Origin of the sequence: Streptomyces sp. SID14478 (assembly GCF_010548525.1) — a bacterium.
Classification (GTDB): Bacteria; Actinomycetota; Actinomycetes; order Streptomycetales; family Streptomycetaceae; genus Streptomyces.
On record NZ_JAAGMG010000256.1, the window covers coordinates 1 to 19,837 of the forward strand.

24 protein-coding genes and 1 pseudogene are annotated in these 19,837 nt (G+C 70.8%); 14 read left to right on the forward strand and 11 right to left on the reverse strand.

Going from position 1 to position 19,837, the window contains the following annotated elements; all coding sequences use genetic code 11:
* Window positions 1-169: 169 nt before the first annotated feature.
* The gene (locus tag G3I40_RS08970; RefSeq protein ID WP_164301623.1) at window positions 170-1,384 is read right to left on the reverse strand and encodes an EfeM/EfeO family lipoprotein; all 1,215 of its coding nucleotides are present in this window, start codon (window positions 1,382-1,384) and stop codon (window positions 170-172) included.
* 299 nt (window positions 1,385-1,683) lie between these two features.
* On the opposite strand from G3I40_RS08970, the gene G3I40_RS08975 reads away from it, so the two are divergent.
* Genes G3I40_RS08975 through G3I40_RS08990 form a run of 4 tightly spaced genes read left to right on the forward strand, consistent with a single transcriptional unit; the run spans window position 1,684 to window position 3,848 of the window.
* Complete coding sequence (locus tag G3I40_RS08975) at window positions 1,684-2,448, forward strand: hypothetical protein (protein ID WP_164301624.1); 765 nt, start codon at window positions 1,684-1,686, stop codon at window positions 2,446-2,448.
* Window positions 2,388-2,912 carry a hypothetical protein gene (locus tag G3I40_RS08980; protein ID WP_164301625.1) on the forward strand — a complete coding sequence of 175 codons (525 nt, stop codon included), beginning with the start codon at window positions 2,388-2,390 and terminating at the stop codon, window positions 2,910-2,912. Before G3I40_RS08975 ends, G3I40_RS08980 begins: the two co-directional genes overlap by 61 nt.
* A gap of 34 nt (window positions 2,913-2,946) precedes the next feature.
* The gene (locus G3I40_RS08985) at window positions 2,947-3,114 is read left to right on the forward strand and encodes a hypothetical protein (protein ID WP_164301626.1); all 168 of its coding nucleotides are present in this window, start codon (window positions 2,947-2,949) and stop codon (window positions 3,112-3,114) included.
* Window positions 3,111-3,848, forward strand: a complete 738-nt coding sequence (locus G3I40_RS08990; RefSeq protein WP_164301627.1) for an alpha/beta fold hydrolase — start codon at window positions 3,111-3,113, stop codon at window positions 3,846-3,848. Before G3I40_RS08985 ends, G3I40_RS08990 begins: the two co-directional genes overlap by 4 nt.
* A 161-nt stretch (window positions 3,849-4,009) precedes the next feature.
* On the opposite strand, the gene G3I40_RS08995 is transcribed toward G3I40_RS08990, so the two are convergent.
* Window positions 4,010-4,822: an acyl carrier protein gene (locus G3I40_RS08995; RefSeq protein WP_164301628.1), complete on the reverse strand. Its 813-nt coding sequence runs from the start codon at window positions 4,820-4,822 to the stop codon at window positions 4,010-4,012.
* Window positions 4,823-5,089: 267 nt separating this feature from the next.
* Window positions 5,090-5,959 carry an arylamine N-acetyltransferase gene (locus G3I40_RS09000; protein ID WP_164301629.1) on the reverse strand — a complete coding sequence of 290 codons (870 nt, stop codon included), beginning with the start codon at window positions 5,957-5,959 and terminating at the stop codon, window positions 5,090-5,092.
* 280 nt (window positions 5,960-6,239) lie between these two features.
* Between G3I40_RS09000 and G3I40_RS46415 the strand changes: the two genes are divergently transcribed.
* Window positions 6,240-6,383, forward strand: coding sequence for a hypothetical protein (locus G3I40_RS46415; RefSeq protein ID WP_203643704.1), 144 nt, complete (start codon window positions 6,240-6,242; stop codon window positions 6,381-6,383).
* An 84-nt stretch (window positions 6,384-6,467) separates the two neighbouring features.
* Window positions 6,468-7,478: a YdcF family protein gene (locus tag G3I40_RS09005; RefSeq protein WP_164301630.1), complete on the forward strand. Its 1,011-nt coding sequence runs from the start codon at window positions 6,468-6,470 to the stop codon at window positions 7,476-7,478.
* Here G3I40_RS09005 and G3I40_RS09010 read toward each other — a convergent pair.
* Both G3I40_RS09010 and cynR read right to left on the reverse strand, forming a co-directional pair.
* Window positions 7,465-10,179, reverse strand: coding sequence for a family 78 glycoside hydrolase catalytic domain (locus G3I40_RS09010; RefSeq protein WP_203643706.1), 2,715 nt, complete (start codon window positions 10,177-10,179; stop codon window positions 7,465-7,467). The two genes, G3I40_RS09005 and G3I40_RS09010, sit on opposite strands and share 14 nt — an antisense overlap.
* 197 nt (window positions 10,180-10,376) lie before the next feature.
* The gene (gene cynR / locus G3I40_RS09015; protein ID WP_203643708.1) at window positions 10,377-11,294 is read right to left on the reverse strand and encodes a transcriptional regulator CynR; all 918 of its coding nucleotides are present in this window, start codon (window positions 11,292-11,294) and stop codon (window positions 10,377-10,379) included.
* Window positions 11,295-11,406: 112 nt separating this feature from the next.
* Between cynR and G3I40_RS09020 the strand changes: the two genes are divergently transcribed.
* On the forward strand, window positions 11,407-11,910 hold the full coding sequence (locus tag G3I40_RS09020) for a nucleoside deaminase (RefSeq protein WP_164301631.1): 504 nt from the start codon (window positions 11,407-11,409) through the stop codon (window positions 11,908-11,910).
* Here the strand turns inward: G3I40_RS09020 and G3I40_RS09025 are convergent.
* Window positions 11,901-12,551: a helix-turn-helix domain-containing protein gene (locus tag G3I40_RS09025; RefSeq protein ID WP_343244868.1), complete on the reverse strand. Its 651-nt coding sequence runs from the start codon at window positions 12,549-12,551 to the stop codon at window positions 11,901-11,903. The two genes, G3I40_RS09020 and G3I40_RS09025, sit on opposite strands and share 10 nt — an antisense overlap.
* A gap of 79 nt (window positions 12,552-12,630) precedes the next feature.
* Between G3I40_RS09025 and G3I40_RS09030 the strand changes: the two genes are divergently transcribed.
* Window positions 12,631-13,593, forward strand: coding sequence for an NAD(P)-dependent alcohol dehydrogenase (locus tag G3I40_RS09030; protein ID WP_164301632.1), 963 nt, complete (start codon window positions 12,631-12,633; stop codon window positions 13,591-13,593).
* A gap of 91 nt (window positions 13,594-13,684) precedes the next feature.
* The gene (locus tag G3I40_RS09035) at window positions 13,685-13,990 is read left to right on the forward strand and encodes a putative quinol monooxygenase (protein ID WP_164301633.1); all 306 of its coding nucleotides are present in this window, start codon (window positions 13,685-13,687) and stop codon (window positions 13,988-13,990) included.
* 63 nt (window positions 13,991-14,053) lie between these two features.
* On the opposite strand, the gene G3I40_RS09040 is transcribed toward G3I40_RS09035, so the two are convergent.
* Window positions 14,054-14,887 carry a PIG-L family deacetylase gene (locus G3I40_RS09040; protein ID WP_164301634.1) on the reverse strand — a complete coding sequence of 278 codons (834 nt, stop codon included), beginning with the start codon at window positions 14,885-14,887 and terminating at the stop codon, window positions 14,054-14,056.
* A 263-nt stretch (window positions 14,888-15,150) separates the two neighbouring features.
* Between G3I40_RS09040 and G3I40_RS09045 the strand changes: the two genes are divergently transcribed.
* Entirely contained in the window at window positions 15,151-15,357 is a 207-nt protein-coding gene (locus tag G3I40_RS09045; RefSeq protein ID WP_164301635.1) for a DUF6207 family protein, read from the forward strand.
* 19 nt (window positions 15,358-15,376) lie between these two features.
* Here G3I40_RS09045 and G3I40_RS09050 read toward each other — a convergent pair whose 3' ends face one another.
* A complete protein-coding gene (locus G3I40_RS09050; RefSeq protein WP_203643710.1) occupies window positions 15,377-16,255 on the reverse strand; it encodes an ANTAR domain-containing protein in 879 nt (292 codons plus the stop codon).
* A 374-nt stretch (window positions 16,256-16,629) separates the two neighbouring features.
* Here G3I40_RS09050 and G3I40_RS46990 point away from each other — a divergent pair, with 374 nt between their 5' ends.
* Window positions 16,630-17,163 carry an LD-carboxypeptidase gene (locus G3I40_RS46990; RefSeq protein ID WP_343244869.1) on the forward strand — a complete coding sequence of 178 codons (534 nt, stop codon included), beginning with the start codon at window positions 16,630-16,632 and terminating at the stop codon, window positions 17,161-17,163.
* A 23-nt stretch (window positions 17,164-17,186) separates the two neighbouring features.
* Window positions 17,187-17,594 (forward strand): hypothetical protein, encoded by a 408-nt coding sequence (locus tag G3I40_RS46995; protein WP_343244870.1) that lies wholly within the window; start codon window positions 17,187-17,189, stop codon window positions 17,592-17,594.
* A 40-nt stretch (window positions 17,595-17,634) separates the two neighbouring features.
* On the opposite strand, the gene G3I40_RS09060 is transcribed toward G3I40_RS46995, so the two are convergent.
* From G3I40_RS09060 to G3I40_RS09070, 3 genes are all read right to left on the reverse strand, one after another.
* Window positions 17,635-17,931, reverse strand: coding sequence for a PepSY domain-containing protein (locus G3I40_RS09060; protein ID WP_164301636.1), 297 nt, complete (start codon window positions 17,929-17,931; stop codon window positions 17,635-17,637).
* Window positions 17,932-18,007: 76 nt separating this feature from the next.
* Complete coding sequence (locus tag G3I40_RS09065; RefSeq protein WP_164301637.1) at window positions 18,008-18,325, reverse strand: hypothetical protein; 318 nt, start codon at window positions 18,323-18,325, stop codon at window positions 18,008-18,010.
* Window positions 18,326-18,355: 30 nt separating this feature from the next.
* Window positions 18,356-18,913 (reverse strand): DoxX family protein, encoded by a 558-nt coding sequence (locus G3I40_RS09070; protein ID WP_164301643.1) that lies wholly within the window; start codon window positions 18,911-18,913, stop codon window positions 18,356-18,358.
* 150 nt (window positions 18,914-19,063) lie between these two features.
* Here G3I40_RS09070 and G3I40_RS09075 point away from each other — a divergent pair, with 150 nt between their 5' ends.
* Both G3I40_RS09075 and G3I40_RS46420 read left to right on the forward strand, forming a co-directional pair.
* On the forward strand, window positions 19,064-19,486 hold the full coding sequence (locus G3I40_RS09075; RefSeq protein ID WP_343244871.1) for a hypothetical protein: 423 nt from the start codon (window positions 19,064-19,066) through the stop codon (window positions 19,484-19,486).
* A 139-nt stretch (window positions 19,487-19,625) separates the two neighbouring features.
* Window positions 19,626-19,837 (forward strand): annotated as a pseudogene (locus G3I40_RS46420) (hypothetical protein); the annotation flags it as partial.

Below are 19,837 nucleotides of genomic sequence, written 5' to 3' on the forward strand. Positions count from 1 at the left end.
ACCGGCCCCCGTCAGCGCCGCGCCGCGCAGGAAGCCACGCCGCCCGAGTCCGTCGGCGGCTCGGTTCGTATCCACACTGTCCTCCGGAGGGCGAACGGGACTGTCGTAGAGAGGTCGTGGAGAGGAGGCGACGGGCGTCGTGGGACGCGGGGACGCGCGGGCCCGGGCCTCACACGGTCCTCAAGGGGGCGCACAAGGTGGCGACGGAGGCGAGTTGCTCGACCAGGCCGCCGAGGACGTCGTCGACGTCCTCGCGCTGGGCCCGGCTCAGCCGGGTCAGGGCCGGCCAGTCGCCGTGGCGCCGCAGCCCGTCCAGGGTGCGGGCGGCGTGGTCGAGTTCCCTGTCCAGGGCGGCGAGCCGGGGGTACCGGGTGGCCAGCAGCGGATGGAGCCGGGACAGAACCTCGCGGGTGCCGTCCACGTTGGCGCGGGCCGTGGCCAGATTCGATCCGCTGCCGTAGTCGGTGCGCCCGGTCAGCTCGAACTGCACGGTGTTCTCCAGGATTTCGTGCGCCCGGAGCCCGAGCTGGGCCGGGTCCATCCGCGTCTGCGCCCAGTCGTCGCGCAACGCGGTGAGCGCCTTGCGCAGCGCGGCGGTCGGGGCGCGGAGCCGGTGGGCGGACTGGCCGTGCCACAGCCCGTACTCGACCCGGTGGAAGCCGGCGAAGTCCTTGTCGCGCGGGCCGCCGGGCAGGCCCGCGTCGGTGGCGTTGATCTGCCCGTCGGCGTCGCCGAACGCGTCGTACGCCGCGCCGAGCCGCTCGTACTGCAGGTGTGCCGGCAGCCAGGACCGGCGGGCCGCGCCCAGGTCGCCGCGACGGACCGCGTCGTCCAGCGCGGTGGTCAGCCGGACCGCCTTGTCCAGGCCCGCGCCGACCCATTTCTGGTACGCGAGCGCCGCCGGGATCAGGTCGTGCTGGGTGACGGGCGCGGCGGCGGGGCCCGGACGCCCGCCGCGGACACGGACCGTGGGCCCGGTGACGGCATCGGAGTCCTCGGGTACGCAGGCGAAGGCGTACGCCCCCGTCCCTATCCGCACCGTCAGCAGCCGGGTCGTCCCGGGACCGATGTCCTCGACCTCGCCGTACACGGCGCGGTCCCGCGGATCCTCCAGGATCGCCTCGGCGGAGACGGCGGAGGTGTTGTGCAGCGCGAAGACCTGCACACCGGGCGCGGGCGCGTCCCACCCCTTTCCGCACCCGCCCGCGGAGACCTCGACCGTGGTGCGCCGGAGCCCGTCGGAGGCGGCCTGGTGCCCGGCGCGCGACCGATGCGTACCGACGACGAAGCCGATGACCAGGCAGCACGCCACGATGCCGCCGACTGCGCCCAGGAGCCGTCGCCCACTCCACACTCTGCGGCCTCCCGGTTCGGCGGCGTGCATGACGCGATCATGCTAGGCCCGTGACGCGACGCGGACACCCCTCCGGCAGGAACAGAGACCAACAGCAGCTCCCCGAGGGGCAATTCAGCCCACTCCCGATCCGGCGGGTGACGCTTCCTCCGGGGCCCTCGCCCAGGCGCGGCCCGCGGCACCCTACGCGATCTCCCGGGTGTCGGCCCGGGGTTCAGGCTTCGCCGCCTCCCTGGCGGACAGACGGGTAAGGACTTGAACAGGTGCGCCGTACAGGTAAATCATGTACGGAGAGCGGCCGGTTCATCGGCCGGGGGGTGGGGGGCACTGTGCACCACAGACCGTTCTTTCGCTGGGTGTTGACGCTCGGCGTCCTGTGCATCGGATGGTCGGCGTACCTGTACGCGACGTATCCCGATACGCGTCAGATCGATCTCACCGTGATCAGCGAGAAGCCTGACGGCCGGTGCACGGTGCGCTGGAAGGATCCGTACCGCGACAAGGACCGCTGGCGTGAGTCCGCGTACCTGTGCTCCGCGAGCCGGGACGCCTCGCTCAAGCCGTCGGCGTACATCCTGGGCACGGCGGAGGGCTGGGACAGCGGGTTCATGTACACCGAAGGCCCGCACAAGGGCGGCCTGGAGCCGTCACTCGACGAGAAGAATCCTTATGCGCTGTCCGACACCCTCGTACTGATCGGGCTGGCCCTGACCGGCACGGGCCTCGTCGGCGGAAACGTCCGCGCCTGGGCACGACTGAACGGTGCACGCCCCAGGACCGTCGCTCGGGCACAGAAGTTGTACGAGGCAGCCGAACAGGTAGCCCGGGACCACGCCCAGGCCTGCGACGCCGTGCGCACGGCCTGGGACGCACTGCGCCGCGAACGACTCGACACGGAGTTGAGCGCCACGCCCCTCTCGAAGATCCCAGGAGCGCCGGGCGGCGATGCCGCACGGGAGATGGAGGCGGCGGGCGCCCGCACAGCACGGGACGTGCTTGATGCCGGGGTACTGGGTCTGCAGCACATGGGGGTGTGGGCCCGCACGCGGCCAAGCGCACCCACGCCGCAGCCCGTCGCCTCGCCGACGAGCTAGAGGCCGGCCTGTCCGCACGCATCGATCTCACGACTCCGGAACCCCACACGGTTGACCTGCTCGTCGCGCTGCACGTCCTCGTGGAGGCCGGGGCCGAGGCGAGGCGGACGGCCGGCACGGCCAAGGCGCTTGCCGGCCGACTCGAAGGGACCCTCGCGGCTGCCGAACCCGCTTCCGGATACCGGAACATGCTGCGCGCCGGGCGACCTTCACGTGACAAAGCGCGCTCCGCCGTCGCCGAACTGCGCACCCTCATGGCCGACGCCCAGCAGGCCGGGCTCCCCGCCCGCTTCGCGCAGACATCGGTCGACCTGCTGCGCGCCCCGGATCACCGGGCCCTCACCCTGTCCGCGCGTGCGGACTACGAGCGCCGCACCGGTCAGTACTACGGATTGCCGGGGCGCGTCGTGAACCCGCGCTTCCGAGCCCAGATCCCCGACTTGAGACCGAAAAAGACCCTCTGAACAGTCAGAGCCTCTCGGCAGTGGGGCGTGGCCCATGCCGACGAGCGAAGAAGCCGCGGTCCGGCGCCCGGCCGCCGGAACTGCTCCCGACCAGGCGCTCGATATGACGAACCTCAAGTCCCGGATCGGCCTGGGCATCGCCGTACCCGAACCGGCCTGCGCAGCCGCTGCCTCACCTCGCGCCGCTACGCTCGCCTCGTGAGCGAGATCGCGGTGGTACGTGACGGCTCCGGGCCGGAGGTCCTGCTGGTGCACGGCGGTGCGGGGCCCCGGACGACGTGGGGGCCCGTCGCGTCGTTGGCCGACCGGTGGACGCTGGCGTACGTCCATCGCCGTGGCTATCCGCCGAGCCCGCCGCCGAAAGAGCGGCAGGACTTCGCGGTGGACGCCCTGGACCTGGCGCCGCTGCTCGTGGGCCGCCCGCACCTCGTCGCCCACTCCTACGGCGTCCTCGGGACGTTGATCGCAGCCGCTGCCGCGCCGGACAGCGTGCGTTCGCTCACCCTGATCGAGCCGCCGCTCAACTACCTCGTCCGGGGCGATCCCGAGGTGGCACGGCTCGAGCGCCTGGGCGACACGGTTCTTGCCCACGGCATGGACACGGACCCGGCCCAACTGCGCGAGTTCCTCCTCCTCACCGGCGCCCCCATCGACGACGGCCCGCTCCCGGCGGGGGTCGTCGCCGGGGTACTGCGGGCACACGGCGGACGGCCGACCAGTGAGGCGCGTCCGGACCTCGACGCGATCCGTGGTGCCGAGGTCCCGGTGCTCGTCGCGTCCGGCGGCCACGCGGCCGCGTACGAGCGGATCTGCGACGCCCTGGCGGAGGCACTCGGCGGCGAGCGCAGCGTGCACCCTGGCGCCGGCCACTTCGTCGCCGCAGCACCCGGCTTCACCGAACGCCTTCGGGCTTTCCTGGGAAAGGCCGCCACGTGATGCACTGCCCGCGGGGGCGGCCGGTGTCGTGAGAGTGCCGGACCCGAGCGGGCGGACGTGCGACGCCGGGCCCGGGCGCCAGCGGATGACTGACGCCCGGGCAGCTGCGGACGAGCGTCTCGTGGCGCACCTGCACCGACGAACCCCGTCCGCGCTCGGTGCTAGGTGCGGGGCAGCGACGTGTTCGTGATCGGGAGCGACTGCTGCGCGCCCGCCACGTAGAAGTCCCGCGCTGCGGTGCGCAGCGTGAACGTGTCGTCCTCGGACGACACCCGCACGGACAGGACGAAGAAGCCGTCGGCCTCGGTGATGGTCTTCACGTGGGACTCCTGCTCCCAATAGGTCTGCAGGAAGACCTCGTTGCCCCCGAGCTCCTCACCCCTGGGCACGGTGACCTTGCCCTGGACGGTGAGGATGTCACCTGCCTTCACCGTCTTCTTGTTGACCTGGTAACTCACCGAACTCGCCTTGGTCCTGGCTGCCACGGTGGTGTCCGCGTAGTAGCCGTCCTGCGGGGTGTCGAGGTCGCCGTCCACGTCGTACTGAGCCGTGATCTGCACCTGGTGCTGGACGTTGAGCAGGCTGCTGCCCGATGTGTGGTCGATGGAGACATCGGGGATGGTGAACTTCCCCTCGGCGTCGGTGACCGGCGTGCCCAGCTCGCGCGGCTCGTAGGTGGTGGGGTCGATCGGGTCGCCCCAAGGGTTCCAGGTGGTGAAGAGAACGACCTCCTGGATGGTGACGGGGATGTGCGGCGCGGGCGTGCCGTCGGCCTTGGTGACGGTGCCGGTGACGTCGACGCGGCGGTTGTCGTAATCGGTGCTTGCCGGATCGGTGTTCACCTTCAGCACGTAGGCCGGGGTGGGCGGGGCCTCGGAGGGCCGTGCCGAGGCGGCGGGCACGGTCAGGGCGCCGGCGGCGAGCACGAGGGCGGCGGTGGCGGCGAGCCGCGTCGGCAGGGACGTTCTGAACACGGGTGACTCCCACTTCGTTCGGATCCTGAGCAGGTGCGCCGGGCGGTACCGGTTCCGCCGCGGCGCGGGTGTGCGACGCATCCGGTTCGACCGGTGCGGCGGGTCAGGAGTTGTGGTGGGGGAGCTTCCGTTACGCGGCTGTCGCAGGAGAGTGATTTGTCCGGGTTACGGGTTCACCTGGATGTCAGGTGCAGGCTTCCCCGCATTGCGGTGTCCCGGAGCGGGACACCGCCGCGCCTGCTGCCGCTCCGTGCGGCCGTGCGCTCTCTACGCGGCCGCGTGCCGTGCGGAGTCCAGTGCGTCGAGCCGGGTCACCAGGAGGGCGGCCTCCTCGGAGTCCGTGCGGATACCGAAGACGTCGTCGAGCAGAGCGGGCACCTCGTGCGGCCGGACGGTCCGCGTCTCCGGGTCCTGCCCCGGGCGCTCCGTCGTCCAGGCAAGTGTGTCGAGCGTGTCGTGCCTGTCCGTGCGCAACCGTTGGATGTAGGGGCGCGTGACGAACGGGGAGCGGTCGTGCGTGGCCACGAAGTGGTTCCCGAGCACGTAGTCGACGGGGTACTGCAAGTTCTCGGTGAAGACCTGCCGCACCGTCCAGCCCTCCGGCCCCTCCGCACCGTCGCCGCGCTGGTGCACCGCCCAGCCCGCAGAGCCGTGCGTGATGACCTGCCGCCGCAGCAAGTACGGCCACGGACCTGCTTCACTGCGGCCGCCGTCGACCAGTTCGATGGGCTCCAACGGACTGGCTCCGAACCCGATGTCGCTCAGCCAGCGCGTGCCGTCCACGTCCACGATCAGCATCGCGTGGGTCGCCGGGCGGGGCGTGGTGGAGTCCGCGCCGAGTTGCACCCGCCCGGATACGGCGGTGAAGCGGAACCCGAGCTTCTCCAGCGCGGCGGCGAAGAGGGCGGCGTGCTCGAAGCAGTAGCCTCCCCGGCCCCTGCGCACCATCTTGTCCTGGACCGACGGCAGGTCCAGCCGTACCTCGCGGTACAGGAAACTGTCCAGGGTGTCCCACCGCATGGTCAGCACGTGTGCGCGCTGCAGAGCCCGCAGCGTCTCGAGGCTCGGCGCACGGTCGCCCTCATACCCGAGGCGGGCGAGATAGGCATCCAGATCAAGTTGCTCACTGCTCCACATATCAGCACGGAACTCCGCAGGCCCGGCGGCTATTCCGGCCACTCCCCCACACGGTTGCGCGGCCGGCTGCGCCTGCGTCACCGCACCGCACCGCACCGCACCGCACCAGAGTGTCTACTCATCACCTCACAGGGGGCCACGGTCCTGATCGCGCGCCCCTGACAACACCGCTGCCGCCGTCATTGCCGCGCGGTCCGATGCGGCATGCGGCTCCGAGTGGGTAGTCGAAGGCGAAGCGTGCCGTTCCAGGGCGCGGCCCCGATCGGACGGAGACCGTCTCATGCCTGGCATCCTCAACCGCATCAAGGAGTACGGCCGCAGCCCGCAGGGCCGGCGTACGATCGCCACCGCCCGCCGCACCGCCGCCGATCCGCGCAAGCGGGCCCAGGCCCGTTCCTGGCTCGGCCGGCTGCGCCGCCGCTGAGCCGGGCGGCAACCGGCACCGCTCGTACAGCGCTGTGCGGGGGCGCGGCCCCGTCGGGTCGCGCCCCCGCATACTGTGTGCCGCATGCTGATCTACGCTCCGGCGGTCCTGCTCTTTCTCCTGTTCTGTGTCAGGGCTGTCCGGGAGCGCAGACGTCTGGGCAACGCCGTTGTACTCGGCTTGTCGCTGGTCTTCGCCCTGGCGGCCTGGCTGGTCCAACTCTCCCGGGACCACGAGGTCCTGGCGCGCGATGTCGTCCTCGTACTGGCCGTGCTCCTGGCGCTCGGCGCCCTGACGCTGGCCTGCTTCCTCCTCGCCAACGGGGTGGGCATGGTGCGCAAGGAGGGCACGAGCCCGGGTAACCTGCTGTCGCTGCTCGCCGGGGTCGCCCTGATGGGTCTGCTGGCGCTGGTGGTGACGGCGGCAGTCATGCAACAGCGCACCCTGATGGCCGTGGCGGCGACGGCCACCGCTCTGGCCGGCTACATCGGCTTCCTGTTTCTCTGCTATCTCGGCTACGCGTTCGTCTACGGCCGTCTGCGCACCTCGCGTAAGGCGGACTACGTGGTCGTCCTCGGGTCCGGTCTGATCGGCGGGTCGACACCGCCGCCCTTGCTCACCAGCCGGCTCGACCGCGCCCGCGCGGTGCACGAGCGGATCGCGGCGCGGGGCAGGCAGCCCGTGCTCCTGACGTCGGGCGGGCAGGGGCCGGACGAGAAGCTGCCGGAGTCGCACGCCATGGCCGACTACCTCGTCGAGCGCGGCTTCCCCGCCGACGCGATCGAACGGGAGGACCGGTCGACGACCACCGACGAGAACCTCCGGTTCAGCGCCGAGATCATGGAGAAGGCCCGCCCCGGATACCGGTGTGTGATCGTCACCAGCAACTACCACGCCTTCCGTGCCGCCGTGGCCGCCCGACGGGCCGGAGTGCGCGGACACGTCGTCGGCGCCCCGACGGCCACGTACTTCTGGCCCAGCGCGACGATCCGCGAGTTCGTCGCCCTGATCGTGCTCTACCGACGCACCAACATCGCCGTCTGTCTGGTCCTCCTGCTCGGCGGGGTGTTCCTGTGGTGGCTCAGGCCGCTGTGAACGTCCAAGTACCCGAACCCACCTTGTAGGTGACGGTCCGTCCGGTGCTGCGGACACGTTCGGCCCCGGAAGGTGCCTGCACACGGTCCCCATGGGCGAGAAGCGGAACCTCCACCGTCGCGCGGCTGTTGGCGGGGACGGTGACCGTCAGGTCGAGGGCGTGCCCGGTCCTGCGCCAGCTGCTGGCGACGCGGCCCCGCACCGTGTTCTGCACGGCCGCGGCGTGGTCCAGGCCGGCGGGGATCGCTGGTGCGACGGTGATGTCGCGGTAGCCGGGTCCGGTGGGCCGGATGCCGGCGATCACGGTGTACAGCGAGGCGTTGACCCCGGCGAACATGGCGTGGTCGTGGGTCTCCATCGACGAGCTGTACAGCCACTGCTCCCAGCTCGTCGTGGCGCCGTGGCCGATCTCGAAGCCGAAGCCGGGGTAGGTGCGCTGGTGCAGCATGGTCATCGCGAGGTCGACGCGGCCGATGCGGGCCAGTGCGTCCACGAGGTAGCGGGTGCCGAAGATCCCCGTGTCGAGGTGGCTGTCGTCGTGGTCCACGATGGTGCGCACGAGCTGGTCGCCGACCGCCTGTACCCGCGCGTCGGGAACCAGGCCGAGGGCCAGCGGCAGGATGCTCGTGACCTGGCGTCCGCTGCTGTAGGTGTCCCCGGCGGCGTTGAGGAAGCGGGCGTTGAAGGCGTCCTTGATGCGGGCAGCGACGGAGGCGAAGTGCCGGGCGTCCGCTGCGTGGCCGAGGGCGTCCGCCGCTTTCTCTGTGGAGCGGGCCTGGTCGTAGGAGAGGGCGGTGTTGACGAGGGACACCTCGCTGAAGCACTGGCCCGCGTCAGGGCCGCCCATGCCGTCGTCGGCCCCGGGCCCGTGGTCGGGCGGGCACCAGTCGCCGAAGCCCTTGTCCTCGGGCCAGATCAGGCCGGGGGCGTCGGTGGCGTTGCGGTCCACGAAGCGCTTCATGTCCGGATACGCGCTCTGCAGGGCGTCGCGGTCGCCGTACTGCTCGTACAGCGTCCAGGCCAGGGACACCTGCCCGCCGGCCATGTCGGGGTACTGCGCCTTGACGTCGTCGGACGGCAGCGCGGTTCCGGGCGGCATGTCCTGCAGGTAGTTGGCGTAGAAGGCGTCCATGCCGAACTCGCGCGTGGCGGCGTCCCGGTAGGCCTGTACGTCCATCGCGGGAGGGGTGCGCTCGTCACGGACGGGGGTGTCCGTGGGCGTGCTCATCGAGTTGTTCAGGATGCTCCAGCGGTTGTTGCGCCAGATGCTGTTGAGCAGGGTGCTCGACGAGGCGAAGGACCCGGTGGACCCGACGTCCGCGTGCGCGACGCGGGCCCGCACGTCCGCGACGCCGGGGGTGCCCGGGTATCCGGTCACTTCCAGGTAGCGGAACCCGTGGTAGGTGAACCGCGGCTCGTACGTCTCGCGGTCGCCGGTTCCCGCCAGGGTGAAGGTGTCGGTGGCTGCGGCATCGCGGTTCGTCGCCACGTCCAGCGTGCCGTCGCTCTTGAGCTCTTCCGCCGTGCGCATCGTGATGCGTGTGCCGGCCGGGCCGCGGGCGCCGATCCGGGCCCATCCGGCGATGTTCTGGCCGAAGTCGTAGATGTAGGTGCCAGGTTGGGGCTGGGTGACCTCGACCGGTGCCAGGGTGTCCGTCACCCGGACCGGCGGCATGGTGTTCGCGTGCAGGACTCCCTTCGGGGCATCGACGCGCGCCGTGTCCTTCCACGCGTGGTCGTCGAAGTCCGGTGCGTCCCAACCGGGTTGTTCCTTGCGTGCGTCGTAGGACTCGCCGTCGTACAGGTCGTCCGCGGTGATCGGCCCGTCCGACCACCGCCAGGACGGATCGGTGGTGACGGTGCCGTGCGTGCCGTCGGTGTACGTGATGTCCAGCAGCATGATGGCCTGCCGCTGCCCCGGCCAGCGGAACCCGTAGGGGTTGTAGTTCTCTCCGTAGCCGTGCCCGAGCCACAGCCCCACGGTGTTGTCACCCTTGTGCAGCGCGTTGGTGACGTCATAGGTGTCGTACAGGACTCGTCGGTCATAGGGCGCCGCGCCCTGGGCGAGGACGTGGTCGCCCACCTTGCCGCCGTTCAGGTGCAGTTCGTCGAAACCGAGGCCGGACACGTAGGCACGCGCCCGGGCCACCTTCTTGTCCAGCACGAAGTCCTTGCGCAGCAGCGGGGCCCCGGCGTCGGCGTCGTCGGCCCCGATCCACTGGGCTCCGTGCCAGTCCTCGGCGGACCGCAGAGCCGTCTCCCAGTACGAGGGCGTGCTCCAGACGGAGGGGGTTCCGTGCGCGTCCCAGACGCGGACCTGCCAGTAATGGCGCTTGCCCGGTGCGAGATCCGGACCGCCGTACGGCACGCCGACGGAGTCGTCCGACCGCTGCCGCCCGCTGTCCCAGACGTCTGCGTCTCCGCGGGCGAGGCGTGCGGCGGACGAGGCGACGCGTATCTCGTAGGCGCTCTGTTGCGCCCCTCGCTCGCTGGAGCTCAGCTTCCAGCCGAGCCGCGGGTGGGCCGCTTCGACGGCGAGGGGCCGCACCCTTCCGTCCGCCGTGGTGCCGGTGATGCGCAGTGCGGTGTGGGCGGTTGCGGGCGGTGCTCCGGTGAAGAGCGCCGTGGCGAGCAGGGCGCCTACGCACAAAGGAGCGGCCGTAGCGCGGCGGCGGGCGGACGACTGGCTGCGTCGGAACAAGGGGCGGGCCTTTCGCGGGACATCGCTCCCCGCACCGCCGAGGAGTCGATAGAACGATTCAAGTCGGTTCGTTATAGCAGCGGACGCCCGCACTCCAACACCCTACGCACCAAGGATTCTTACCGACCACGGCGTATCGCTGCGTGGTGCTCAGCGTGCTGAATCAATTCATTGGCGCTGGACGCCCGAGGCGCGGGTCACGAGCTCCGTGCCACGGCGGCCGTGTGCCAGCCACGCTCCTCGACGTACTGGCGCAGCAGGTCGACGAACGCCCGGCAGGCCGCTGAGGAGTACCCGCCCTCCCGCGTGAGCAGCGCTGCCGTCCGCGCCGGTGGTGGCGGCATCAGCTGCACCGATGCAAGTTCCGGCCGCCCCTGGGCCACGACGTCCGGCAGCAGTGTCCCCAGCGTGCCGCCGCGCACCATCTCAAGGAGGGCCAGTGCCGAGTCCGCCTCCACGGCGACCCGCGGGGCCACACCGTGCTCCACGAAGTAGGCATCGATCCAGGAGCGCGTGGCGAAGTCGCCGCTGAGCAGCGCCAGTTCCCACTCCGGCAGACGGTCGACCGGCAGGCCCTTGTCGTTGCCACCAACCGTGGTCAGCAGGCCGAGGCGCTCGGTGAACAACGGTTCCACCGCGATCCCGGACTGCACCGGTCCCCCGGCGAAGCCGATGCCCGCGTCGAGAGCGTCGGCGAGCAGTGCGTCCTCGATGCGGTCCTGCATCGCTTCGGTGACCGTCAGCCCCAGCCCCGGATGACGGGCGTGCAAGGCGGCCATCAGCGGTCCGACCAGATAGGCGGTGAAGGTCGGCGTCACCCCCAGACGCAGCTGCCCCCGCGACAGGTCCTGCACGTCACCGACGGCGCGCTCGGCCGCGGCGAGCTCACGCAGTGCACGCCGGGCATGGGCGACGTACACCTCCCCCGCGTCGGTGGGACGTACCGTGCGCCCGCCGCGGTCCAGCAGCCGCACGCCCACGATCCGTTCCAGTTGTCGCAACTGCTGCGACAGCGTGGGCTGGGAGATGTGCAGATGCTCGGCGGCGCGGGTGAAGGTGCCGTACTGGGTCACCGCCAGCAGATACCGCAGGTGCCGCAGCTCCGGAATTGCCATAGATGAAGTCTATAGCTCCTAGGCCCATCAAGTATTGGACGCTATAGATCGAGGTCGCGCAGACTGGTGTCAGACGCCGAGAGGCGCCCTTCACCGCAGAGGAGGAACTCTCATGGACTTCGCCCAGCACACGATCGACCTGGCCCGTCAGAACGTCGAGAGCGGCGGACGCCCCTTCGCCACCGTCATCGTCAAGGACGGAAAGATCATCGCCGAGAGCGGGAACCAGGTCGCACAGACCCACGACCCGACCGCGCACGCCGAGGTGCTCGCGATCCGCGAGGCCTGCATCGCGCTGGGCACCGAGCACCTGACCGGCACCACCATCTACGTACTGGCCCAGCCCTGCCCGATGTGCCTCGGAGCGCTCTACTACTGCTCGCCTGACGAGGTCGTCTTCCTCACCACGCGCGACGCGTACGAACCGCACTACGTGGACGACCGCAAGTACTTCGAACTGGACACGTTCTACGACGAGTTCGCCAAGCCGTGGCAGGAGCGCCGCCTGCCGATGCGCCACGACCAGCGCGACGACGCCGTGGACGTCTACAAGCTGTGGCAGGAGAACAACGGCGGCAACCGCCGGGTCCCGGGAGCGCCGGCCACTCAGCGGTGACCGCCGGCCGCCGGCCACACGTGCCGCAGGTCGAAGCCGGTCGGCGGCGGCAGCGGCGCGCGTGCCGTGTCGGTGCGCAAGGCGTCCAGCAGCAGGCCGACCAGGCGCGCGGACGCGGCCTGCGGGGCGGGAGTGGCGGCGAGGGCGCCGTTGGCGAGCAGCAACAGGGTCAGATCCGAAGGATGGAAATCCGCCCGGAGCGCCCCCTGACGCTGCGCCCGCCCGACCAGGTCCGCGAAAGCGCGCTCGCCTTGCCGCCTGCGTCGCGCGTGGTCGGCGGCCTCGTCCGGGAACGTGTGGAGGAACGCGGCGGTGAAGCCCCGCTCCGCGGCCTGCAAGGCACAGATCTTCTCGATCACGTGGCAGAAGCCGCGCCACGGGTCCGGGTCGTCGAGCGCCTCGTCCAGTGCCGCGGTACAGGCCTCGAGTTGCTCGGCGAACACTTCCCTGACCAGGTCGTCACGGGTCGGGAAGCGCCGGTAGAGGGTGGCGACACCCACGCGGGCCCTGCGCGCAATGGCCGACATCGGCACGTCGACACCGTGCCGGGTGAAGACGTCCCGTGCGGCCTCGATGATCCGCTGCCGATTGCGCCGCGCGTCGGCGCGCAACCGAGAGGACTTCTCGTCGATCTTTCTCACCTCCGGCTCAAGTGGACGGTGGCGTCCACTTATGACCGTACGTTCGATGGCAGAGAACGTCGGTGAGTGAGGTGCGGAAATGACCGAATTGATGCGCGCGGCGATGCACGACCGCTTCGGCGGCCCCGAGGTGCTGTACGTGCGGGAGGTGCCCAGGCCCGTGCCCGGTCCGGGCGAGGTCCTCGTGAGAGTGCGGGCGATCAGTGTCAACGGGGGCGAACTCGCGGCGCGCGCCGGCCGCGTACGGCTGGTGACCGGCCGGAAGTTCCCCCAGCGCACGGGCCTCGATTTCGCGGGAGAGGTGGCCGCTCTCGCCTCGCCCACCCCCGACCTCGCCGTGGGCGACCGGGTGTGGGGCATCATGCCGCGCACCGCCGGTTTCGGCGCTGCGGCCGAGTACGTGGTCGTGCGCCCGCGGCAGCTCGCGCGGTACCCCGCGTCACTGGACCCCACCGCGGCGGCCGCGCTGCCCGTGGGCACCACGGCGATCACCGCCCTGCGCGACAAGGCGCGGCTGCGGCCCGGTGAACGTCTCCTCGTACGCGGGGCGGCGGGCGGCGTCGGCAATGTCGTCGTCCAACTGGGCAAGGCGAGGGGAGCGCACGTCACGGGCCTCGCCCGGGCGGACAACCTGGACCTGGTCCGCGGCCTCGGCGCCGACGAGGTCCTCGACTACCGCACCACCTCCACGTCCGACCTCGGCCGCTACGACGTGGTCGTGGACACCGTGGGCGCGGACCTTCCCGCGTACCGCCGCCTGCTCACCCCGGCCGGCCGGATGGTGACCATCGCCTTCGACCTGGACCGCGTCGCGGCGTCCCTCGGATACATCCTGGGCAGCACCGTCCTCGGCGGCCGGCGCGTGCGCTTCTTCAGCGGCAACCCGAAGACCGCGCTGTTCACCGACCTCGCGTCCTACGTGGACAAGGGGATGGTCCGGCCCGTGGTGGACACCGTCTTCCCCCTCGCCGAGATCGGCGCGGCGCACGCGGCGCTCGAGGCAGGCGGAGTGCGCGGCAAGTACGTCGTACAGATCGACTAGGCCGTGCGGGACGGCGGGGCGCCCCGGTCGCGACGCCGCCAGGTGCGGCCATGATGGTGCCAGGCAACGGCTCCGACGAAGGCGGCACGGCATGGCCTACGGCTACATCGGTTCCCTGAGGACTCGGCCCGGCAAGCGCGACGACGTGGTGGCGATCCTGCTCTCCGGAGCCGATGGTCTGCGCGCGTTCGGCTGCAGGAGCTACGTGGTGGGCCTGGCCGCCGACGACCCGGACACGATCGTGGTCACGGAGGTCTGGGAGTCGAAAGAGCACCACGACGCCTCCCTGCGGTCGCCCGGGGCCAAGGAAGCGATCGCCGCCGCCATGCCCATGCTCACCGGCGAGTTCACCAGTCGGGAACTCATCGTCGCCGGCGGACTCGGCGCCGACGCCTGACGGATCACGGGGTGCCGGCCGCAGCGGCCCGGCCGGCACCCCGGGCCCGCGACGGGTGGACGGTCAGCGCAGTCCGGCGAAGAGGTCGTTCTCGGGTACGGGCGCGTCGGTCGTGTCCTGGACACGGACGAAGGTCTCCATGCCCATGAACTCGCTGAACCTCTCCTTGCCCATCTTGAGGAAGAAGATGTTCTCGCCCTGGCTGGCGTGCGCGGCCAGCGAATCGAACTTCTGGCCGCTGAACGCGGTGGTGTCCACCCACGTGGTGATCTCGTCATCGGGCAGGCCCATCTCGGCCATCGCCGCGGCCTCGGCAGGATCCGGTTCCGGCATGTCCGGGTGGAACTCGCGAATGACCTCGCCGAACCGCTGCATCCCCGAGCGGGGCATCGTCGTCCAGTACACCTTCGGCGTCAGTCCGGTCATCTCGACCGCCGCCATCGTGATGCGGTGGGCCTGAATGTGGTCGGGGTGGCCGTAGAAGCCGTTCTCGTCATAGGTGACGACCACATCGGGCCGGTAGTGGCGCATGAGCTCCGCGAGCCGGGCGGCGCCTTCCTCCACGGGGGTCTGCCAGAAGGATCCGGGGGCGTCGTTGCTCGGCCAGCCCATCATCCCGGAGTCGGCGTAGTCCAACATCTCCAGGTCGCTGATCTTCAGCACGCCACAGCTCGCCTCGAGCTCCTGGCGGCGCATCGCGGCGACGGCCGCCGGATCGTGACCGGGCTCCCCCGGCTTCACACCTCCCGGCCCGTCACCGCAACCGCCGTCGGTACAGGTCACGAGCACCGTGCGGATTCCTTCCGCCGCATACCGCGCGAGGACTCCGCCGGTGCTGGTGGCCTCATCGTCGGGGTGGGCGTGTACGGCCATGAGCGTCAAGGGGCGGTCAGTCATGAAACAGTCCTCCAGCAGAAATATGTCGTGGTCCGAAGAGGCGCGTCTCCGCGTCGAGCGGCGCCGGTCCCCGGTCGGTGCAACCGCGCCGACCGGCCGGAGTGTTCCCGGCACGGCCACCCGGCCTTCCCGCCCTCAGCCTTGCAGATCCCGCCCGCACCGCGCGGACCAGGAGATCAACTCCTCGCCGGACCCGGAACCCGAAGGAATGATCTTTCCTGGCCGGCCGAACCGCGGGCGCGACAGGCGGCGTCGCCACCGGCATGACCGACCAGCCTGTCTACCTCACACAGCCCGGCCTGGTGTGCATCACCATCGAGGGCGTCGCCCCGGAGATCGTACTCGCCGCGGCCCACGAGCTGACCGCCTGCCACGACATCACGGGCCCCAGCGCGCCACAGCCGGTGCCCGGCGGGCCGGGCGTCCACGTCCGGCAGTACATGTACGCGAGACTCCTGCCCGACCGCTGAGCCGACGCCGCCCCGCGCGTCACCCCTGAGGATCCGCCTGTCGCGCATCCTCACCGTCTCGTCGGGTCCGGCGGGCTCGGGCGCCGGGAACTGCGCCGCGGGGGCCCGCGTGGTCGAGAACCGTGCGGTGGAGGTCTTCCAGCGCGTCGCGGACGACGTTGTGGTGGTGCCAGTGGAGATAGGTGCCCATGAGGTGCTGGACCTGTTCCAACGCTTCGAGCTGGTTCCGGCCCAGCTCGGCCAGCGGCCGGACGTGGTGGCTGGAGATCACCCCCCGTGCCGTGCCGTCGGGACCGGCCAGCGGAACGCTGTGGCAGGCCCGCGATCCCGTGTCGAGCAGCAGTTGGCGCGTCGCGTCGTCGAAGATGTCGTCGGCTTCGGCGATGTTGCGCACCGTGACCTGACGCAGGTCGGCGGCGGCCTGCGAGCAGGACGTGCCGTGGTCGACGAAAGCGAAGTAGTCGGTGAACAGTCGGGGGTGCGCGTGGTGTCGCTCCAGGCGCAACGCGCCGTCCTCCGCGAGTTGGACGTTGCCGGCCTGGCCGCCGACGATGTCGAGGACACGTTCGAGTGCCGCGGTCAGCACCGCGCCCAAGTTGCCCGCGTCCAGGTCCGCCTGGGTCACGGCGCGCAGAGAAGGAGCCGGGGTACGGGTACGGCCGGGGAACCACTCCTGGGCTCCACCTGCCGGAGGCGCGGAGGAGGTGAGAGCGGCGGCGATCTGATGCAGCTTGATGTTGCGGCGCTGAGAGACCCCCCGCAGCAGGTCGAACGCCTGCGTCGCATCGCTCAGGCCGTAGCGCCCCGCCAGGACGCCTTGCGCGTACGCGATCAAAGAGCGGGCCCGCAACTGCTTGTTGGAACTGGCCACATACTCACGCAGTTCGTGTGCCTGCACCTGGAGCCCTTCCTGCGGGGCCCTGGTCCCACCATCCGTGGCCGCTGCTGTCGGCGGGGTCCGGGGCTCGACCGCAGGACTCACGGATCGAGGCGGCAGGTTCTCGCTGTTAATGGTCAACTCCCAGGTGTCTCAAGGCCCATATGACACACGGTCACCAAATCCGCGTGCCTCTCCGACAGGCCCATCAGGCTTCACATCAGTGACGGTAACGTGTGCTGATCGTAAGGTCATTCCCAGCCCCGGGTCATATGACAACGGCGCTCCATATATACGTGGCAGGGGGTTGCGCGGGTGGGGATACTGCGCCGGTGACCGGTTCTGCACTGCCTCAACTGCTTTTGCCTCGTGCCTTGGCGCCCGGGGATCTCGTCGTGATCGCCTCTCTGTCCGGGCCGCTCCACGCGGTGTACGAGCCGGACCTCGCGCGGGCGGTGGTCGTGCTCGAGCGGATGGGATTCCGCGTCCGCCGGGCGCCTCTCCTCGAAGTGGGACGGCACCATTGGTGGGGTGCGGCGACGCCGGAGGAGATCGCCAGGGAGTTCAACTCTCTGCTGCGTGACCCCGAGGTGCGCGCCGTCATCGCGCACGACGGGGGCAGTTCCGTGCTCGGTTACCTCGATCTGATCGACGTCGAGGCGATCAGGGCCGATCCCAAGCCGATCCTCGGCTACAGCGACATCTCCCTGCTGCATCTCGTCCTGTTCGCGCGCACGGGGCTGGTCGGCTTCCACGCCGACCTGGCCACGCCCGGACTCGGCGGGCACTGGCAGAGCGCGCCCGCGGCCCGCAGAGCCAACTCGAGACGCTGTACGCGACGCTGCTCACCGGCAGGGAGGCGACCGTGGCGCTGCCGCCCACTCCGTCCTGGGAGTGCTGGCGGTCAGGTCGCACACAGGGCCCCCTGATCGGCGGGCTGCTCAATCGCCTGGTGCTGACACAGGCGACGCGCTACGCGCTGCCGCTCGAACGGTTCGACGGCGCGGTGCTGTTCTGGGAAGAGATGGGCGGCCAGGCAGCTCACGTGTGGAGCTATCTGCAGGTGCTGCGGCACAGCGGCATCCTCGACCGCATCTCCGGCATGGTCGTGGGCATCCCGACCGCGATCGACGGACTCGGCTCACCCGACGCGTCCCCGACCCTGCCCGAGATGGTCCTCGACGTTCTGGGCGAGCGTGACATCCCGGTCCTGGGCAACGTCGAATGCGGGCACGCGGGCCCGAACCTTCCGATGCCGCTCGGTGTCCGCGTCCGGCTCGACGCCCAGCAGCGGACACTGTCGCTGCTCGAACCCGCCGTGCGCGGGGCAGTCCAGGAGGTCTCCGGGCCGGCCGCGTGAGGGCGGTCCCGGCGTGGTGGGCCCGCTGGTCGCGCGAGGCTCATTCCTCGTGGAGGTCCTCGTCGTCGTCCTCCTGGATCGGCTCGTCCGAGACGACCTCGCCCGTGCGCGCGTCGAGGAGCACGGACCAGACCGTCTCGCCCTCGTCCTCCACCGTGGTGGCGAACAGATAGCGGGCGGTGTCGTCCGCGTGCCGGCCGTACTCGAGACTCAGCCCGCCCCTTCCGCCCGGGTGCAGCGCCTCGGCGGCCCTCAGCAGCTCGCCAGGCGGCCGGACGGCGCCGGACTCCACGATCCCACGGGCTTCGTCGCTCTCGATCTGCCTCATAACGATCATGCGTCCACGTTACGTGGCGACGCCGCCGCGGCTGCCGGCGCACCGGTACGTCAAGGGGCGCTCCGGTGCGCGGGACTCAGGCCGGGTTGTCCATGCCCGTCACGGCAGGCGGGCCCAGCGGTGCCGCATCGGCTTCGAGGCCGGCGGCTCGGAGCGTCTCCTCGACGGAGCGCACGGCTTTGGCCTCGGCGTCCCGGCTCGTCTCGGCGGCCACCTCCAGTCGCGCGCTGAACGTGTTGTCGTCGTGGACGGTGAGCACGTCGAGGTCCTCCTCCCGTCCGAGTTCCGTGTGGTGCGGATCGGAGGGGCGCAGCCGACGGACGATGTCGGCCTTCACCCCGTCGTCGGGGGCACGCAGGAAGGTCCCCGGCACGGTGATGACATAAGTGGTCATGACAGCGGTCTCCTCTCGCGTCCCGTGGGTTCAGTGACGCCCGGCAAGTGCGCTGTGTTGCACGGTCGCCGGCCATGCGCGTACCGCGTCGGTCGCGTTGTGCACGGCGTGGGACGCATCGTGCCGGGCATGATTCCACTGCTTGCGGCCCGTCGAGACCGCGCCGCGCGCGCGGTAGGCCGCCGACGGCTTGCCGTGCGTGTCGGCCGAGGCGATGAGCAGCCCGCCCAGAAGCGAGACGTTCTTCAGGAACTGGGTGCGCTGCTGCGCGCGCCGCTCGGGGTCCTTCTCCTTCCACCACGCGTGACCGGCGAGGGTCGTCGGCACGAGCGATCCCGCCAGGGCGAGGGCGGCGAAACGGGGCACCCGGCCCGTGGCCAGCAGCAGGCCCGCGCCCACCTGCACCGCACCGTTGATCCTGACGAGGTTCTCGGGGTCCTCGGTCAGCCGCGGCACCCTGGACGCGACGGGCACCGCCACCGGTTCGGCGGCCGGAGCCACCCGCGCGGGGGCTCGCAAGGTGGACAACCCACCCGTGATGAACACGGAGGACAACATCGGTCGCGCGCATTTCCTCAGTACAGCCATGGGGAACCGTGTTCCCCCCATTTGCGACCTCACGCCGTGATCACGGCGGCGCCGAGAAATGCACGAACGGGCATGTCTCAACGAAACGAGGGCCTATTCGTCCTATATTGCGTTGATTCCATGACGGACTGGATCAACGAAAGGCCTTCTGTGAATCCTCTCCTGACCCGTGTCGCGGGCGTAGGCGCCGGACTGCTGCTGTGCGCCGCACCGTTGGCCACGACACCGGCTGCCGCCGCTCCCCACACCGCCTCCGCCGCGTCCGACGCGGGCCTGTCGCCCGCGGCGCGGACCGCGCCCCGCCCGACCTTGTCGGCCAAGGCCACGGTGAAGTCCGCCAAGGCCTGGCAGGAGTTCCGCGTCTACGGCTCCTCCACACGCCTCAACGCCGGCACCCGGGTCACCCTGCAGCAACTGCAGAAGAGGGGCTGGGTCAGCCTGCCCATCCACATGAACACGACCCGCAGCCACACCTACAACCTGCGCGTCAAACTCGGCATCAAGGGCCTCAACAAGATCCGCGTCTTCGGTGGCGGCGCCATCTCCAACACCGTTCAGGTCACCATCCGCTAGCCCCCGAAGGCTGCCCCCTCTCCACGCGGGGGCAGCCTCGCCGATCCACTCACGCGGGAATGACGACTCTCCGTCCGTGACCGCACGACGGGCATGATCGTTACATTCCACCGGCGGCGTCGTCGTCGAGGTGGAAGGGATGACTGCCGTGGGCGGCTGGATCACAGTGGGAATCGGGGCCGCGGCCGCGTTGTGCCCGGTGTCGGGACATGCGGGTGTGGCCGTCGACGCGGGACCGGTCGGGCTCCGTGCCGACGTGGTGCTGTGCGCACTCGACGAGCCTCCCGCGCCCGACGCGCCCGTCGGGACGAAGGCCACGCCCGCCCCGGCACCCCCCGCCCCGGCGAGCTC